Annotated in this window: 13 protein-coding genes; 7 read left to right on the forward strand and 6 right to left on the reverse strand. The window is 61.2% G+C overall.

Features of this window, described 5'->3' with window-relative positions; all coding sequences use genetic code 11:
- Positions 1-10 precede the first annotated feature (10 nt).
- On the reverse strand, positions 11-1027 hold the full coding sequence (locus tag L4X63_RS02120; RefSeq protein WP_250676931.1) for a GPMC system family 4 glycosyltransferase: 1017 nt from the start codon (positions 1025-1027) through the stop codon (positions 11-13).
- A 190-nt stretch (positions 1028-1217) separates the two neighbouring features.
- Between L4X63_RS02120 and L4X63_RS02125 the strand changes: the two genes are divergently transcribed.
- The 3 genes from L4X63_RS02125 to L4X63_RS02135 all read left to right on the forward strand — a co-directional run bounded on the left by L4X63_RS02125 (position 1218) and on the right by L4X63_RS02135 (position 6955).
- Positions 1218-1973, forward strand: a complete 756-nt coding sequence (locus L4X63_RS02125) for a GPMC system MBL fold metallohydrolase (protein WP_250676932.1) — start codon at positions 1218-1220, stop codon at positions 1971-1973.
- 50 nt (positions 1974-2023) lie between these two features.
- The gene (locus tag L4X63_RS02130) at positions 2024-3868 is read left to right on the forward strand and encodes a TIGR04442 family protein (protein ID WP_250676933.1); all 1845 of its coding nucleotides are present in this window, start codon (positions 2024-2026) and stop codon (positions 3866-3868) included.
- Positions 3869-4168: 300 nt separating this feature from the next.
- Complete coding sequence (locus L4X63_RS02135; RefSeq protein WP_250676934.1) at positions 4169-6955, forward strand: GPMC system transcriptional regulator; 2787 nt, start codon at positions 4169-4171, stop codon at positions 6953-6955.
- 18 nt (positions 6956-6973) lie between these two features.
- Here L4X63_RS02135 and L4X63_RS02140 read toward each other — a convergent pair whose 3' ends face one another.
- The 4 genes from L4X63_RS02140 to L4X63_RS02155 all read right to left on the reverse strand — a co-directional run bounded on the left by L4X63_RS02140 (position 6974) and on the right by L4X63_RS02155 (position 11049).
- Complete coding sequence (locus L4X63_RS02140) at positions 6974-7627, reverse strand: dihydrofolate reductase family protein (RefSeq protein ID WP_250676935.1); 654 nt, start codon at positions 7625-7627, stop codon at positions 6974-6976.
- Between the two features lie 156 nt (positions 7628-7783).
- Positions 7784-9031, reverse strand: coding sequence for a M23 family metallopeptidase (locus L4X63_RS02145; protein WP_250676936.1), 1248 nt, complete (start codon positions 9029-9031; stop codon positions 7784-7786).
- 46 nt (positions 9032-9077) lie between these two features.
- Positions 9078-9530 carry a hypothetical protein gene (locus L4X63_RS02150; RefSeq protein ID WP_250676937.1) on the reverse strand — a complete coding sequence of 151 codons (453 nt, stop codon included), beginning with the start codon at positions 9528-9530 and terminating at the stop codon, positions 9078-9080.
- Positions 9531-9699: 169 nt separating this feature from the next.
- A complete protein-coding gene (locus L4X63_RS02155; protein ID WP_250676938.1) occupies positions 9700-11049 on the reverse strand; it encodes a serpin family protein in 1350 nt (449 codons plus the stop codon).
- A 485-nt stretch (positions 11050-11534) separates the two neighbouring features.
- Here L4X63_RS02155 and L4X63_RS02160 point away from each other — a divergent pair, with 485 nt between their 5' ends.
- The 3 genes from L4X63_RS02160 (at position 11535) to L4X63_RS02170 (ending at position 15540) form a co-directional block, all read left to right on the forward strand.
- Complete coding sequence (locus L4X63_RS02160) at positions 11535-13031, forward strand: FlgO family outer membrane protein (protein ID WP_250676939.1); 1497 nt, start codon at positions 11535-11537, stop codon at positions 13029-13031.
- Between the two features lie 482 nt (positions 13032-13513).
- The gene (locus tag L4X63_RS02165) at positions 13514-14722 is read left to right on the forward strand and encodes a FlgO family outer membrane protein (protein ID WP_284694441.1); all 1209 of its coding nucleotides are present in this window, start codon (positions 13514-13516) and stop codon (positions 14720-14722) included.
- Between the two features lie 86 nt (positions 14723-14808).
- Positions 14809-15540: a hypothetical protein gene (locus L4X63_RS02170; RefSeq protein WP_250676941.1), complete on the forward strand. Its 732-nt coding sequence runs from the start codon at positions 14809-14811 to the stop codon at positions 15538-15540.
- Between the two features lie 84 nt (positions 15541-15624).
- On the opposite strand, the gene L4X63_RS02175 is transcribed toward L4X63_RS02170, so the two are convergent.
- Positions 15625-16383: a response regulator gene (locus L4X63_RS02175; protein ID WP_250676942.1), complete on the reverse strand. Its 759-nt coding sequence runs from the start codon at positions 16381-16383 to the stop codon at positions 15625-15627.
- A gap of 117 nt (positions 16384-16500) precedes the next feature.
- Here L4X63_RS02175 and L4X63_RS02180 point away from each other — a divergent pair, with 117 nt between their 5' ends.
- A complete protein-coding gene (locus L4X63_RS02180; RefSeq protein WP_250676943.1) occupies positions 16501-17607 on the forward strand; it encodes a DUF362 domain-containing protein in 1107 nt (368 codons plus the stop codon).
- Positions 17608-18047 lie beyond the last annotated feature (440 nt).

Raw genomic sequence — 18047 nt, forward strand, 5'->3', positions numbered from 1 at the left:
GAGGAGAGCGCTACGGGTTCAGGATCCCCCGGTAGAGTTCCAGGTACGCCTGCGCTTCCGCCTCGGGCGAGTGCTTCTCGGCGATCAGTTCGCACGCGCTATTCCCCAGCTGCGCCCGCAGATGGGGGGCGTTGATAAGCCGCTCGGCCTTGTGACGGAACTCCGCCTCGTCGCGGTAGAGCAGGCCGGTCACTCCTTCCTTCACGATGGAGCGGCTCCCCTCGATGTCGGAGGCAAGCACCGCCTTCCCGCACGCCATCGCCTCCAGCAGGGCATTCGCCATCCCCCCCTCGAAGAACGAGCAATTGAGGACTACGTCGGCCCCCCGGTACAGCGCCGCCATCGAGGAGTGGCACACCTCGCCGAGGTAGCTGGCGAAGGGGTAGTTCTCGACGGCACTGAGCACCTCTTCCGCATACACGGGATCCATCACCGGGCCGACCAGCTGGAGCCGGATCTGGGGATAGACGGCATAGAGGACATTGAGAGGGGCCAGCGGGAAAATGACGTTCTTGACCGGGCGCAGTCCCGCGGGGAAGAGAAAGGTGAACGCATCTTCCTCACACTCGGCAGCACCCTGGCAGCCCTCCAAAAGGTCCACCCCCTGGGCGATCACCATGGTCTTCGGTTCGAGCGAGGGGAGGTGCTCGGCGAGCCTCCTCTTGATGGCGGCGTCGAAGACCACCAGCCGCTCGGCGCCCCGCAGGGCCAGGTGGGTTTCGTGACTGCGCTGGTCGATCAAGGTCTGGTAGACGTCGGTACCGGTAATGGTTACGAGGTACCTGATCCCCAGCTCCTCGGCCAGCGCGTGCGCAACCCGCCCCCCCGAGTACCCGTGGAAGGCATGCAGCAGCTGGGGCGCGAAATCCTTCACCCCCTGCAGCAGTTTCTCGGCGGTCAGCCGGTCGACGCCGAAGACCTTAACTTCGCAGCCAAGATCCCGCAGGTGGCGCTCCAGCCTGCTCACGGTCACGAAGTTCCCCGTTTTTCCCGATGTGTAGTTGGGGGCGATCATCGCTACCCGCATGGAATCCTCCATCTCCTCTTTCGTTTCGAACTGCCGACGATCGGGCACCGGTCGCCAATGAGAGCCCTACGGTTAAAAATGATACCAGATCGCGGCCGCATGATGGCCAAGATTCCCGCAGCAGTCAAGGGATAACCCTTGCCTCACCCGGTTGAATCATGCTAATTTACGCCATTCCGAGGTGCTACACATGAAAATTACCATCCTCGGCTCTGGTACCTCGACGGGCGTTCCGATGGTAGGTTGCCATTGCCAGGTCTGCGATTCAACCGACCCGCGCGATAAGCGAACCCGTGCCTCGATCCTGGTCGAGTGCGGAGGCAGCCGCATCCTGGTGGACACCTCGACCGACCTGCGCGAGCAGGCGCTCAGGGAAGCCATCCCGCGCATCGACGCGGTGCTGCTGACCCACACCCATGCCGACCACATTCACGGCATAGACGACCTGCGCGGCTTCTACTTCCTCCACCGCAAGGTCATCCCGTGCTACGGCAGCCCCGACACCATGGAGAAGGTGGCGGCGAGCTTCGGCTACATCTTCGAGGGGAGGCAGACCGACGGCTACGCCCCCCTGATGGAGCCTTTTTCCGTCGAGGAGGCGTTCGAGCTCTTCGGCTGCCGGATCGTCCCGATCCCGATGCGGCACGGCTCCTTCGCCACTACCGGCTACCGGTTCGGCGACGCGGCATACCTGACCGATTGCAGCAGCATTCCGGAGAGTTCGATGGCACTCCTTAAGGGGCTCGATCTGCTGATCATCGACGCCCTGCGCTACTCGCCGCACCCCAACCACTTCAACATCGAGGGGGCCCTGCAGGTGGTGCGGGAGCTCCAACCACGGCGGACCCTGCTCACCCACCTCACCCACGAGATACACCACAGAGACGGCGGAAAGCTCCCCGAAGGCGTGGAGCTGGCGTACGACGGCATGGCGGTGGAACTTTGATCGACGTGCCAAGCCAAGGGACAAGCCACCCGAGAAACGGACGGAACCTGATGTTCAGAGATATTCGACTGCACGGCTATGCCAACGACCACATCGAGTTTTATGCCATCACAGCCGGCAACGAGGCCTACAACCGCTACTTCTTCAACACCGACCACGCCGACTCCAACGAGATACGCTTCTTCTCCCCCGGCAACGAGTTCATCATAGGGCGCGACGGGATCAGCCACCGCGGCAACGGCGGCATCTTCTGCGAGTACATGTTCGGCGTCGATCAGCCGATCGCCGACCTCGCCAAGGAGGAGGTCTCCAACCGGCTGGTGGTCTACGGCACCCACTACGACCACAAATCCGGCACGCTCCGCTTCTCCGACCGCACCGACGGCTACCTGAGCTACGACAAGATCTTCTTCGACGGCAACGCCGTCTTCAACTACTTCTTCGCGCTGACCGGCGCCGACTTCACCGGCCTTCTCCACGAGCAGCAGGAGCGGATCGTCCGGTTGCTCGGCAAGGCGCTCAAGAGGAGCTTTGCGGTCGGCCAGGAGGACGACAACGCCATCATCCAGGAGGTCTTGAGCATCCTGGACGAGCCGACCGCCCACCTCTTCCTCTTCAAGCTGATCAACACCCGCCATCGCGAGTACTGCGAGATCTTCAGAAACCTCTACTTCAACAACAAGAAGATCACCGACGCCGACTTCCAGATGCTGGCCGTCCTCGCCGAGCGTTACGGCATCGACCGCTACCAGCAGGAACGGATCCGGATCGACGTGATGTACAAGCATCCGGACAACCGCAGGATCGTCGACGAGTACAAGAACATCCTGATCGCCTGCAACCGCAAGGGGGAGATCAACAAGCTCGAAAACGCCCGCCTGACCCGCCTGAAGACCCTCTCGGTCAGGAACAAGATCCCCGGCGCGCTCTTCTACACGCTCGACGAGATGCTCAAGAAGGACAAGAAGCTGGTCGACCTGGAGGAGAGCAACTACATCTCCGAGACCCGGCAGATCCTGGAAGGGATGTTCCTCTCCGAGCGGCACATCGAGAGCACCATCGACACCGAGGATATGCTGAAGCTCCTCTACGCCAAGAAGCAGGCCGCCGAAAACCGCGACCACGCCTTCGAGGAGATGCTTCTGGACGCCAGCAAGGCCTGCGACGAGAAGATCCGCGACGGCGCCGATATCTCGATTCTGGAAGGGTACTCCTACATCATCACCTACTTCGACCGCTACGACGCCACCTCCTCCGCCATCAACCGGCTCGCCTTCATGGAGAACGTCAAGGTGACCGAGGAGATGATCCGAAGCCTTTTGGGGAACAAGAGCGCCTTCGACATGCTGGCCCCCGACCTCTTCACCAAGCTCTTCCTCTCCGGGATCTTCGAGGACAAGTACCTGGGGATCTACGGCCGCAAGAAGGTCACCCACCTGGCCGAGGGGCTGAAGCTCATCGAGGAGAACCGGATGACCACCCACGCGCTCCTCGACCACCTGCAGAGGATCGACAGCGACGAGCGGATCTATCTCACCCTGCTCGAGCACGTGAAGGAAAGGATCAGGAACTTCTATTCGAAGTACACCACCAAGGCCGACCAGGAGGCCCTCAAGCAGGAGCTCACCGAGGAGCTGCAGCACAAGAAGCTCCTGGAAGGGGAGATCCCGCTTTACCTGTTCCACGAGGTGATCCTCACCATCAAGAAGGAGGCGGTCTACATCCACAACCTCCTCCCGCAGATCATCGCCGAGAAAGACGGCTCGCTGCGTGAAGACTTCCTGGAGAACTCCGGCCTCGACCGTTTCTACGTCGAGGAGCTGGAGCGCGAATTCTTCGAGTTGAACGGCCTCAACCTGGAAGAGCTCTACCAGATCCGCAAAGGGCTCAACTGATCTAGTGTAGGGGACTGGCTCCCAAGGTACCAGCCCCCTACTCGCCCCCAGGCTCCTCCTCACCTTCCGGCACCTCCTCACCTTCCGGCTACCTCACTTTCGTGGCCTCCTCCCCCCCTGCCCCACTTCCGTTCCGGCTATTTCCACTTCCATCCTTTCTCCTTGAGACGCCCCGCTCTCGGCTTCGATCCGCACTTCTACCGGCTCTTTCTTTCCCCCTCCCCTTCTACCCGTCCTTGACACTCCGCCCCTTTTTCTCTAATCTACCCTGGTGTGTAAATTTTGTACTCAGAGGGGCCGATGACCGCGATAACGGAGCAACTGGCAAGGATCAGCGACAAGATCGAGACGTTCGGCAAAGAGAACCTGGACGAAATGCTGCACCTGGTGGGACAGGGGACCCGGCTGGTCTCCTCCCAGGAGCGGGTGCGGATCTACCTTGAGGACCTCACCCGCGGTGCCCTCTCGTGCGCCTACTCCTGCGGCAGCTTCGCAGGCGAGATCCGCGAGGTGACCTTCCCGATCATCTCCCAGGAGAGCGGGGTCTCCATCGCCTTCCTCGGCCAAAGGATGGCGCAGTACCACCATCCAGCCGAGACCGGCCTCCCTTTGGACCGCGACTTTTCCCACCGCTTCCGGATCGACGGCACCACGCTCCTTCCCATTACCAGCTCCGGCAAGTCGATCGGGGTCGTCTGCGTGGACGGCGCCCTCCTCTCCCCGGCCCAGGTCGCCCGGCTTACCCCCTTCCTTGGCCGGGCGGGCGAGCGGGTCGACATGGCGCGCAAGTATCACCAGCAGCTCCTTCTAACCAGACGGGTCGAGCTCTATAAGAGGAGGGAGGCCGCCGGGTTCATGGTGCGCTCCGCGGTGCGGCTGATCGACGGTCTGACGCTCGCCTCGGTGCTGGTCCCCTCGAATGGCATCATGGAAGTGCTGGCGAGCCACGCGGCGGACCCGGACCTCAAGCGCCTGTACGACAACGTCGGGAGCGTCGACCTAAAGCAAGGGAGCTCCCTCGTCTCCCGCTACGTCAACGAGGCCGGGGTAATCGCCGACGACCGGCTCCTCTCCCCGATCTTCTTCGAAGACCTCGCGGAGCTGAACATCCAGCGGCGGGCACTCACCGAGGAGATGTCGCTGCGAAGCCTCTACATGGTCCCCCGCTACGAGCCCGACTCCCGCCGGCTCATCTGCCTCATCAACTATTTCACCCGCCAGGCCACCCGGTTCACCGAGTTCGAGATGGGGCTTTTGCAAACCCACGCCGAAATGGTGGAACGGGTCATCAACGAGGTCGGCGGCGAGCACCTCGAGATCCGGGTCCTCTCCGAGATCTCCGACCTGCTCCAGGAGAGAAACGAGGGGCTCCACCAGTTCCTCACCAAGGTCCTCTCAAAGGCGACCGAGCTGATCGGCGCCGACACCGGGAGCATCGCCATCGTGGAGGAGCGCGAGGGGGACAAGTGGCTGGTGGTCGAGGATGAGGAAGGGAACATCATCGGCGCCAAGAACAAGGAATGGATCAAGAAGAAGATCCCCCCTTTCAAGATCGGCGGGCCCGAGCTCCCTCCCGAGGAACGGAGCCTTACCGGGTACGTGGCGTGGGTGAAGGAGCCGAAGATCATCGGCCGGGTCGCGGACTACAGCCAGCACAGCGGCTTCCACCGCCCGATGAGCGAGCTGATCAAGAGCGAGATCGCGGTGCCGGTGGTGAGCGACGACGTGGTGATCGCCGTCATCTGCCTCAACTCGCTGCAGGAGGGGTACTTCACGCAGGAGCACAAACGGATCCTGCAGATCATCGACCGGCTGACCTCCCGGCACATCTCGGACATCCAGCGGATCGACCGCCTGCAGCACGAAGTCACCAGGCTCCAGAGCGACATCGCCTACAAGGACCCGAAGGTCTCCTCCTACCGCCTCGGCAACATCATCGGCAACAGCCGCAAATCCCAGGAGATCGTCGCCTTCATCAACACGGTTTCTCGCCCGCTCTCCAACCGGATCGCACTCTGGAGCAAGAACATCCTCCAGGAGGCCACCATCGGGCTCCCCTCCATCCTGGTGCTGGGGCCGACCGGCGCCGGCAAGGAGTTCTTCTTCAACAACCTGTACAACAAGCTGAACGAGCTCTACCGCCAGGAGGTCAATCCCGACGGCGAGCTGCCGGTGAAAAAGACCAACATCGCCGCCTACAGCGGGGAGCTCACCTACTCCGAGCTCTTCGGCCATACCAAGGGGGCCTTCACCGGCGCCTACAGCGACCGCCGCGGGATCATCGAGGAGGCCAGGGGAGGGATCGTCTTCCTCGACGAGATCGGGGACGCCGACCCGAAGACCCAGGTCCAGCTCCTCCGCTTCCTCGACAACGGCGGCTTCGTGAGGCTGGGGGAAAACCGGGAGCGGATCAGCCGCGTCCTGCTGGTGGCCGCCACCAACAAGGACCTCCAGAAGGAGATCGCGCTCGGGAACTTCCGCGAGGACCTCTACCACCGGCTTTCCGAGCTCTCCGTGATGGTCCCGTCTTTGAACGAGCGGCGCGAGGACATCCCCGACCTCTCCACCCACTTCCTCGGCAAGCTCTACCGGACCTACCGCAGCCGCGAGGAGGAGAGCCGCGACGACGCCCCCAGCCTCTCGAAGGAGGCCAAGGAGGCGTTGGTCAGCCACAACTACCAGGGGAACATCCGCGAACTGCGAAGCATCCTGTTGAGGGCGCTCTTTTTCCGGGCGGGGAAGGTGGTGACCGGCGAGGACATCAGACGGGCCATCCGGGACGGGATGCGGGGACAGGGCGCCCCTCCGGCCGAGCGGCTGGCGGACGAGGTGGCGGGCTCCATCATGAAGGAGATCGCCGGGGGGAAAGACTTTTGGGAAGCGGTGTACGAGCCGTACTCACAGAGTAGAATCTCGCGGGACGTGGTCTGCCTGGTGGTGGAGAAGAGCCGGCTGACCAACGGCAAGAGTATGCCGGAAATCGCCCGTCACCTGAAGGCGGTGACCGGCGATCCCCAAAACGACGAGGAAGAGCGCAAGCGCTTCTTCCGTTTCAAGAACTTCCTCTACAAGACGGTGAGGATATGACGGGGTGTGCCCCTCCCCTCAGGGCTCGTTCCGCTTGCGGAGGATGATGTGGGTCGCCCGCTCCCCGGCTACCAACTCGACACAGTCATAGCCGAGGGCCCGCATGTTGATGCCGTTCAACAGGTGCTCGCCCGCACCGAGGAGACTGGGGCCCATTGCCAGGTGGAGTTCGTCGACCAGGCCTCTCTGCAGATACTGGCGGACGGTGGCCACGCCGCCTCCCAGGCGGACATCGAGACCACCGGCCGCGACGGTCGCCTCCCGCAACGCGGCGTCGATCCCACCGGTGACGAATCTGAACTCGGTCCCGCCCTTCATCTTCAACGGCGCACGGGGGTGATGGGTCAGCACGAAGACCGGGACATGGTACGGCGGCTCCTCACCCCACCACCCTTTCCAGCTTTCATCCGGCCAGGGACCGCGGATGGGGCCGAACATGTTCCGGCCGAGGATCCAGGCACCTACCCCGGCGAACCCCTTCTCCACCATCCCGTTATCTACGCCGGTCTCTCCTCCGTCCAATCCTTGCATTTCCCGCCACACCCTGGTCTGAAAAAACCACTCCATAAGATCGACGCCGCCCACCCCCAGCGGGTTCTGTAGATCCTGATCCGGTCCGGCACCGTAACCATCGATGGAGATCGCAAAGCTATTAACGCGCAGTTTCGACATGGGAGGCCTCCTGTGTCTCCGAATGGGACGCACCCATTCCACGATTAACAGTGTAGCCTACCAGCCAGAAACCTGCTGAAGCGCTGGATCCACTTTAGCGGCCGCTGCGGCACATCTCTTTCGGCAAGCGGAGTGGCAAGTGCTGCCGCTTTCATCTTACCCGCGCTTTTTGTGTTTTTGCTTCTTGGGCGCCGGGATTGCCTGGTCGCTGGAAATGACCGAGCAGGGGCCTGATTCCGGGCAGAATTCCACGGGGAAGGAGACGCGTTCGAAGGTGGCTGAGTGCCTGCCGGAGCCGGGGGACGTGGAGTGCCTTGGCTCAGGGCGCCAGACGACGAAGTAGAGGTAGCCGGCTCCGGCAGCAACCGGCTTCACCACGCCGAGGAGGGCTTTGGCGGCAACCTCTTTGCCGAGCGTTACCCCTTTGGCCAACTTGCCGAGATGGGAGTAAGTGCCAATCGTGGAATCATCGTGCAGGAGATCGATACTTTCTTGCGAGATGCCGACAACCCTTCCCTTCCTGGCCGCCAGGATCTCGGTGCCGGCAGGGAGGTCGAAACTGATCGCGTGGAGGTCATAGGGGGAGGTGTGAGCCTTGTCGGCCACCGACGCATAGGCACGGACCTTGGGCCCGAATGGGAACCGGTATCCTTCGTGGCAGCGATGTTCAGCCGTGTACAGGCCGATACTCCACGAATAGGTATAGGAAAACCTCGAGCTGCCGCTCTTGTCCTTGGGACTTGAACGGACTATCACCTGGTCCGTGTTGGGGGGCACCGCTACATCCAGCGGCATTTGCTTGTCCAGCTCGACGTTCTCCGTCTTGTCCGGCAAGACGTCCATGGCAAGGGAAACGGGAGCAATACCGCGGTTGCACGCGGTGAGGTCATGGGAGGTGGTGGACGTCTCGTTCAGCAGGAAAGCTGGACGCTTGATTTCGACATCGCGGAGGGCGAAATCGTAGCCGTCCTTCGGTTCGGCGGGAATGGTGGCTGGCATGAGGTTCGGGGGGATCACGGCCGCGGAAGGTGCCGCGATTACAGGATCCGGCACGGTAGCCGGGGTCGAGGTCAAGACCGGGGTCGAGGCCTGGGCCGGAGCCTGGTCCTGCGCTGGGGCTGAGGCCGGGGCCGGAACCGGGGTCGAGATCTGGGCCGGTGGAACCTTATCCTCAGCCGGGACGAGGTTGAGAGCTTGTGCGTCGACCGGTTTCTCGGCCGCGGGAGCGTCTCCGAACTGAGCCACCCCCGTTCTGACCATGGCACGATTGCCGGTGCTCACCTTCGCAAAGTCCCCGCCCCGGTCCCATGGCAATTCCCCCTTTTCCAAAGGAGGCAGCGGCGCGCAGCCGGCGAGCGAGAGATAAGTGCCCACCAGCAGGATAAGGCTCTTGCCGCCAGTCACGGCCGTCCCGGCAAGTGAGGATGTTTTGCAGAGCCGCATGCCGAGGCTATTTCTCTACGAGCGACTGTTTGAGCTTTACCGCGTCGAGATACTTGGCCATTCCCTGCATGGCAACTCCCACTTCGGGGCTCGAAAAGAGCTCCCGACCGGCAACCTGGCCGAGCACGCCGAAGCTGCTCTCAAGGACCGATTTTCCTTCGAACTTGATCGCCTCGCGGGCCTGCGTGACGCAGGAGTCGGTGAGCAGCCGCATGACGATGTCGGCCACCTGCTTGTTGGCGTTGTCGAGCTGCTCGGGAGAGACGGCGGTGATGGACTTCACCGCCGGATGAAGGGAGCCCGCCGAGAAAAGCCAGACCACCAAGGCGCGGCGGTCCTCCACCGAGGTGGCCCCCACCATGCACCTGGCGAGATCGTCGGAATATACTCCCGCGAAACTCGTTACTTCGGTGACAAGCAGCAGCAACGCTCCCAGGACCGGTACAAGTACGTTTCTCACTTTCATAGAGGGCTCTCTCCGTCGTTTGTCTATCAACACCAGCTCGTCAATACCCGCATTCCTATCAAATGCCGGTTCAGAAAGCAAACGCGAAGATCCGGCGAGTGAAAAAAGAAAAGGCGGGGTAGCATTCCCGCCTTTTCCTGTTCCTGCCAATGGCTAAGTACCTCTACGAAAGAGACACCACCTTGCCGAGATAGAGAATGAGGCCGGTGGAGCGCTCCCGAATGAGGAAAATGAACGGGTGGTCGACCACCATGGTCTGGGTCAGGGAGACGCCGCCCCCGGACGGGAAGGCGGAGGGTGCGCTCGTGGTGCGGCTGGGGGGGAGCGTCCCGGTGGCGACGGCGGTCACCGTCCCCCCCTCCGAGACGGAGACGTAGGCCTGGTGGAAGATGTCGCCGAGGTAGAGGTCGGTGACACCGTCGATCTTGGAGAAGTCGGCCTGGCCGGAGGCAAACGCGCTGCTCATCCCCAGGCTCTGGAGGATGCTCTTCATGGCTGGCGACTGGCTGAAGGAGAACTTGGGGAGGGTAAGATCGACGGTGGTTGCGGAAAGTCCGCTAGTTATGCTGCTCAGCACCGCGGGGGTGAAGTTGTTCGCGAAGGTATCGAAGGTGCCGGCGGCAGGCTCGATGACCACCAGCGACAGGAGCCCCCCGGCGTAAGGGAGCTCGACCGCCTTATAGCCGGAGGTGCCGGTGTAGGGGAGCGACGAGAAGACCGTCTGCATCTGCGGCACCGAGGCGGTGGAACCGTTCCGGTTGTAAAAGGTTTTGTTGGCGGTGTTACTGGGGTTGAAGGGAGAGGCGAGGTCGGCCTCGAAAAGGGTGGCATTGGTGAGAACCATCCTGGTGGCCGCCGAGACCGAAGAGGCGGGAATCAGCCCCTGCACCAGGTTGTTGGTGTTTTGAGCCACCCAGTCGTTGATGATGGTACTGGCGTTGGAGGCAGCGAAGTTGAGCTGGTGTATCCCTTCCCCGAAGTTGACGGCCAGGGTGTCGAGATAAGCGGAAAGCACCTTGGTGGTGTTCTGGGTCCAGATGGCGTTGGCGGTGACCAGGCTCGGGGTATGGAGCCCGTTGGTCAGGGTCGTGCCGGAAGTCTCGCTGGCGATCAAAAGATCCAGCTTGTCGAAGGCGGGATAGAGCAGGTCCGGCGACTGCGAGAAGGAGAGAGCCTGCTGGATCCCGGTGAAGGTCATCCCGTTGGCGCCAGGTGCGAGCAGCAGGAAGTTTCCGGTAATCCCGTAAGGGGAGAAAAAGGTGTTGTGGTTGAGGTTCGAGTCGAGCAGCGGGAAAGCCCGCAGCGCGAACGTGGTAGTTCCCGCCACGGCTGTCGAATAATCGGTGGCAACCACGGCCGGGGCAGTGTTGCGGGCAAGAGTCGAAACCGCGTAACTGTCTTTGGTGAGCGGAACATTGGCAGTGGGGGAAGACCCGCCTGAACCGCCGCAGCTCGCTAACAGACAAAGGCTCACCATACTGACAAAACTCACCGCCCATTTCTTCCCGATCATGACACCAGCCTCCTTTACTTCTGCAACAATTTATCGCGTAACGTCGCGAGATTGGGCCGCACTGTACCACACACTCTCACAGGCGGTCCACGAAAGAATCTAATGCCGTTTCTTTCTTTGCACTATGACGCCCGCCCCCATTTTTCCGGACACCCGCGGGAGCCGGCTTTCATTACCCGCTTCTCCCTCAGACCGTTGGACCGGAGAGATCTCGGTACGGGGGACCGCCCCCTCTGTCCGTCATATCGAGCAGGTTGAGAACGACCAGCAACCCTCCAAAAACATTAAATTAATGAAGCCCGCTGCACCGGGCATGGCGCCCCTCCGGGGCTCAGACTGGTTGAGCTCCGGCGGTCCCGGCAAATGATATATCTCCAAGAGATATTACCCCCAACTTTTTCCTAGGAGAAATTCAGGAAATCGTTGACCTACGCTGACTTATATACTATATTCCCCAATATTTCACTCAAGATGCAGGTGCAGGCATGGCAACCGGAAAAACGATAAAACACATTTTGCTCACCGTGATGATCCTGCTGGTCGCATTGGTGGTTTCCAATGAGACCCAGGCCGCCGGATTCAGCAAACAAAAGCTCGCCGTGCTGGAGTTCGAGCAAAGCGGCAACCTTCCCAAGGACATCGGGAAGATGGTCGCCGAATGGCTCACCACCAGCCTGGTCGAGACCGGGCGCTTCGACACCATCGAGCGCAGCCTGCTCACCAAGCTGATCGAAGAACAGAAGATGAGCTCCTCGGGGCTCGTCGACCATAGCAGTGCCGCCCAGCTCGGCAAGATGTACGGCGTGAAAACCGTCGTCACCGGGACGGTCATGAGCTTCGACAACAAGATCGAGATCAACGCCCGCATCATCAGCGTGGAGACCGGCTCCATACTCGCCACCGAGAAGGTGATCGGCGGCTCGGTGAGCGACCTCCGTTCCAAGGTCGACGAAATCGCCGACATGATCAACCAGGCCTTCCCTCTCTACGGCTACATCGTCCGGCGCCAGGGGAAGACGGTGACCATTGACCTCGGGCGCATCCACGGCGTCAAGGTCGGGATGAAGATGCTCGTCTACATCAAAGGGGAGCCGATCAGGAGCAAGACCGGCGAGGTCATCGACGAGGAGATCATCGAGAAGGGACAGATCGTCATCAAGGAGGTCAAGGAAAAGGCCTCCATCGGCGAAGTCACCAACGAGAAGGAATACAACTGCGTAAACGAGCTCTGCCAGATCCGCGGCCTGAAGAAAGACGAGGACGAGCGGCTGGAGACCGAGAACCGGATCCAGGAGCAGGAGGAGCAAAAGCGCAGGGCCGAGGCGCTCAAGCAGGCCGAAATCGACAGGCGGCTTGCCGAGGAGGCCCGCAAGAAGAAGGAAGAGGAGCTGCGCGCCCGGGCGGCCGAAGAGGAACTGCACCGCAAGGAAGCCGCCATCAGGGCGGCCGAAGAGGAATCCGCCAGGAAGGCCGCCGAAGAGGCCCAGCGCCAGAAGGAGCTCGAGGAGACCAAGAAAGCGGCCCTCGAGGAGGCCCGCCGCAAGAGGGACGCGGAGCTTCTCAAGCGCAAGAAGACCGAAGAGGAGCTGCGCAAGGCCCGGGAGGAGAAGGAGCGCAAGGAACTCGACGACGCCATCACCGAACGCCGGCGGGCGCTCGCCAAGGAGCGCGAGGAACGTGAGGCCAAGGAACGCCAGGACGCCGAGCGGGCAGCAGCAGCCGAACGTGCCGATAAAGACCGGGCAGCCGCCGCCCAGCGTGCCGAAAAAGACCGCGCTGCCGCCGCCGAGAAGGCCGAGAAGGAGCGGGTCGCTGCGGCCGAGAAGACCGCCAGGGAGCGGAGAAAATCGGACGACGACTGGCGCGAAAGGCTGCGGAAGGCGAAGGAGCGCAAGGCCGAAGACGAGCGCAAGGCCGCCGAAGAAGAGAAGGCGAAAAACAAGGAAAACAACAACATGAACGTCATCGTGCCGAGCTTCTAAAGGTATCTTCCGCCCGGCGAGGATGCGGGGGACCATACCCGAAAGGCAGCGCCCGCAATGGACGCTGCCTTTTTTTCTGTCTCAACGATGCAACGTCCAGTCTCAAATCAGTGGACGCGTACTTTCTCCGGTATTACCGGTGGCGATCCACATATATGAAAAGCACACTGAGTCAGTATCAACCGGCGGTTAAGACTCCGGTGAAGAAAGCGGCGCAGTTGTCCGTCTAACATGGAACGGGAAACGAATAAAAATTTAGTATTTCGGCCTGCTTCTTTTTGACAAGCCCACTGTTTCGTAGTAATCTGCACGCCAAAATTGTACCGTATACAACATAATCCCTCATACGCCTTCCATCCCTTGACTCACCGCGATTGGGTGATACTTTCTTACCACAGGCGTCGCTGAATAAGGCTTTGCAATAGCAGGCACGAATAAGTGGAAATACTGCTATTGGCAACGACAATTAAGGAAGTGGCGCCATGAAAATCAAGACTCTCATCACTCTGGCAATAATTAGCATAGTCTCACTCCTGTCGACGGAAGCGCGCGCCGAATTCAAAAAGACAAAAATCGCCGTGCTCGAATTTCAGACCCAGGGGAGCACCGAATCGGCGGATATGGGAAGGATCGTCGCCGAATGGCTGGTGACCAGCATGGTGGAGACCGGCCGCTTCGACGTCATCGAGCGCCGGCTGTTGCAGAAGATCCTCGAGGAGAGGAAACTCGCCACCTCCGGCCTCGTCGACACCCAGAGCATCACCCAGCTCGGTAAGCTCCTCGGTGTCAAGACGGTCGTCACCGGGACGGTGCTCTATTTCGGCGGGGCCGTGGAGATCAACGCCCGGCTGATCAGCGTGGAGACCGGCTCCATCGTGGCCGCCGAGACAGTCAAGTCGGCCAACACCTCGAAACTCAACGAGCTCATCCCGCAGATCGCCGAGAAAATCGTGCAGGCCTTCCCGCTCGAAGGGTATGTGGTGCAAAGGACCAAGTCCAAGGTGGTGCTCGACCTGGGCAAGATGCATGGCCTCAAGCCGGGGATGAGGTTCCAGGTGTTCAAGGAAGGGGAGACCATCAGGCATCCCAAGACCGGCGAGGTACTCGAGGTCGAGACCATAAACATCGGGGAACTGCTGGTCACCGAGGTCAAGGAGAAGACCTCCTACGCGGAGATCACCCAGGAGGTCTCGCCCGGGGCCGTCTCTTACGGCCACATGGTCCGCGCCATGATCCGCAGCGACGGCAACGAGTTCGCCAACGCGCTGCAAAAGAGCAAGGAGGCCGACGAAAAGGCTCAAAAGGCCTCCCAGGAGAAGGAAGAGGCCGAGCGGCAGGCCGAGCAGTCGGCCAGGGGGAAGGAGGAGGCCGATCTCAAGGCGCAGCAGGCCGCCAAGGAGAAAGAGGAAGCCGAGCTGCGCGCGCAGCAGGCTGCCCAGGAGAAGGCCGAGGCCGAGCGCAAGGCCCAGCAGGCCAACCGGGAAAAGGCCGAGACCGAGCGGCTGTCCGCCGAGAGGGCGAGGAAGATGGATGCTGAGAAGCAGGCGCTGGAGAAGCACGCCGAACAGCAGCGGAGGGAGATGATGTTGCGGCTCGAAAAGCAAAGACGCGAGCTCGAGGATTACAAACGCTCCATTGAGGAAAAAGCGATCGAGAAGAAGGCCACCGACTTCATCCCCCCCTCCTTCTGATCTCGGCAGCACCTGTTATAGCCCGACGCCGCCTGGCGGTGTCGATTTGTTCACTGGGAAATAGTCACCAGCACAAGGAGGGAAACATGAAAAGCATGAAACTTGTCGTATCGTTAGCCGCACTGTTCGTCATGGCACTTGCCACCGTGGCCTCTGCCGAAGGGATGCCCCGTCTGCTGCCGGGCTCCGACCTCGCCGTCGTTCTCGGCTACAAGGCCTGGGTCGCCGACTGGAAGGACTCCGACGAAGCAGCCAACAACACCCAGTACAGCTCCGGCACCGAGGTAATCAACATCCCGGTGTTGAGTGTCAAGTACAAGGATTTCTTCGTAGGCGGCAGCTACCTCCCGGAAACCACCTTCAAGCTCGCCGACAACGCCGGCGGCACCCCGTTCGTCTTTAACGCCAAGCGCTCCGAGTGGGACGCCTCGGCCGGCTACTATGTGGTCCCCTCCGTCGCGGTGACCCTCGGCTACAAGAGCATCACCCAGGAGTTCCCGAACAGCAAGTACGAGTTCGGCGGCCCCACCCTTGGCCTCTCCGGCAAGGCTGACATCGCCTACGGCCTCGGCCTTTACAGCAACGCAGGCTTCGGTTACCTCTCCGCCGAGCGGAAGGCCGACGGCCTCAAGGGTCACTCCAACTACTTCCTGGGCGAGACCGGCCTTTCCTACAAGCCGGCTACCCTGCCGCTCTCCCTTCAGGTCGGCTACCGTATCCAGTACGTCGATACCAAGTACGACGCCAATAACACCGGCGCCACCGAGAACACCGACATCACCCGCGGCCTCGTCGCCGGCATCAACCTGATCTTCTAGACCGGCCCTGCCAGACACAAAAAGACCGGCCCTCCTCGATGGGGGGCCGGTCTTTTTTTTTGGTTCCGGGAATGGAGCGAAAGATCAGCTCCCGACCCGCTTGAAGTAGGAAAGAAACTCCTCGCCGGTCAGGTATTCCTTTCTGACCAGGTGCTCGACGTTGCGGGTCATGGCGGTCCGCTCGCCCGGCTTCATGGAATCCTTCAACAGCACGAAGAACGGGATGTTGCGGGTCTGCGGGTAGAGCAGGAGGCGGTGCATCAGGTCGAAAGCGGCCATATCGGCCAACTGCAGGGAGCAGAAGATCATGAACGGGTGGATGAGGGTCCCGATCGCCACCGCCTCCTTGCCGGTATAGGCGTTGACAACCTCGAAGCCGAGCCCCTCGACCGTTTTCTGGACCCCCTCCTCACCCCGCCTGGTGACGATCATCGTCTGGAGGTCGTAATCCTCCGACTCGTCGGCGAGCCCGTACTGACGGAGCTTCTTGGCGAGGTACCCTTCCTCGAGCGGGAGCATGAAGAATCCCGCCACCCTCAGCACCTCGCCGATCTCTCCCGCCTCGCTCAGATAGAGGGGAAGGACCGGGATATCACGGGTGGCCGGATTGGCCTTGAGGGAGAGGAGGACACTCCAGCCGTCGTCGGACCAGGGTGAGATGTCGAGGAGCACGGCGCGGGGGGTGCAGGCCCCGAGTTCCTCCGCTTTGGCTGAGCGGCAACGGATCCCCCCCTTGGCGAGGTAGCCGCAGACCACGGCCCCCCTCTCCGGACGGTCTCCCAGCCCCATTACCCAGAGCTCCCTCTCGTCACATTCGATTGTTTTCGCGCCTTGTGGTCTCATGAATTTAATAAATAACATATTTTCTGGACAGAGCAAGCAAAAGGTTAACCAGGTTGAAATGCGGCGCGAGATATGCTACCAATCCCAGATCGTCAATAATTTCAGCAGGAGAGAGCCATGTCCAGCAAGGTGTACTTCGCCGACATGCGGGCCGGAGCCCGCGAGAACCTTTTCGACAAGATCGGTAGGCTAATGAAAGAAGCGGGGCTCGCCTCCTGCATGCACGAGGGGGAGCTGGTGGCGGTCAAGGTCCACTTCGGGGAGAAGGGTAACCATACCTTCATCAGGCCGATTTTTCTGCGGCGGGTGGTGGACGAGATCAAGGGGTGCGGCGCCCTCCCCTTTCTGACCGACTCCTCGACCCTCTATCCGGGGCAGCGCAAGGAGGCGGTTTCGGCGCTCGCCTGCGCGGTCGAAAACGGCTTCGCCTACGCGGTGGTCGGGGCTCCGCTCATCATGTGCGACGGGCTCAAAGGGCACAACGCCCGCGACGTCGAGGTGAACGGCGAGATCCTGAAGAAGGTCAACATCGGCGCCGAAATCCTGGAGGCGGACGCCCTGGTGGCGGTCTCCCATTTCAAGTGCCACGAGCTGACCGGCTTCGGCGGGACCCTGAAGAACCTCGGGATGGGGTGTTCCAGCCGGACCGGAAAGATGCAGCAGCACTCGACGGTGGCCCCCAAGGTGGCCGAGAAATACTGCAACGGCTGCTCCGTCTGCCTCAAATCCTGCGCCCATGCCGCCATTTCCATCCTGGAGGGGAAGGCGAAGATTGATCCCGAGCTCTGCGTCGGGTGCAGCCGCTGCATCACCGCCTGCGTGAGGAAGGCAATCAACATCCAGTGGAACGAGAGCGCCTCGCTGGTGATGCGGAAGATGGCCGAGTACGCCGCCGGAGCCTTGCACGGCAAGAAGGGGAAGACCCTCTTCCTGAACTTCATCACCCAGGTTTCCCCCGCCTGCGACTGCTACGGGCACGCCGACGCCCCGATCGTCAACGACATCGGGATCTGCGCATCCACCGACCCGGTGGCGCTTGATCAGGCCTGTGCCGACCTGGTCAACAACGCCCGCGGCAACCAGGACACCGCCCTTTCAAGCGGGCACGAGCCAGGGGGGGACAAGTTCCGGGGGGTCCACCCCGAGATCGACTGGGAAGTGCAACTGGAGCACGCAGAAAAGATTGGAGTCGGGGTGAGGAAGTACGAGTTGGTGAAAATCTGAGGCGAAGAGCAATAGAACACGGATGACACGGATTGAACGGATAAAGGCGGATCAAACCTTAAAACCTAAATCTCTTGAACGCGGATGACGCGGATTGAGGCGGATTTTCGCGGATCAATCCTAGAGGCAAAGGCTTTTTAGGGGAAAGGCAAAAGCTCCGGCGAAATCCCCCCTGTCCCCCCTTCGCAAAGGGGGGGACGTAGTTCGAGCTTTCCTGGTAGTTCATCGCTTGCTGGAGCCGCTATAATAGCAAAGGCACCGACGTTAGAACGTTCGGTGCCTTTGTTGTTTCAGCTTATTCAGTGTTTAAAGCTTTTGCCTTTACTCTAAAACTTTTGTCTTCACCCCAGGGCTTCTGCCTTCACCCCAAAGTTTTGGCCTTCACCCAAGGGGCTTTTGGTTCGGCCTCTGACTTTGCCTTATCCGCGTAAATCCGTTCA

Origin of the sequence: Geomonas sp. Red32, assembly GCF_023652955.1 — a bacterium.
GTDB lineage: Bacteria > Desulfobacterota > Desulfuromonadia > Geobacterales > Geobacteraceae > Geomonas.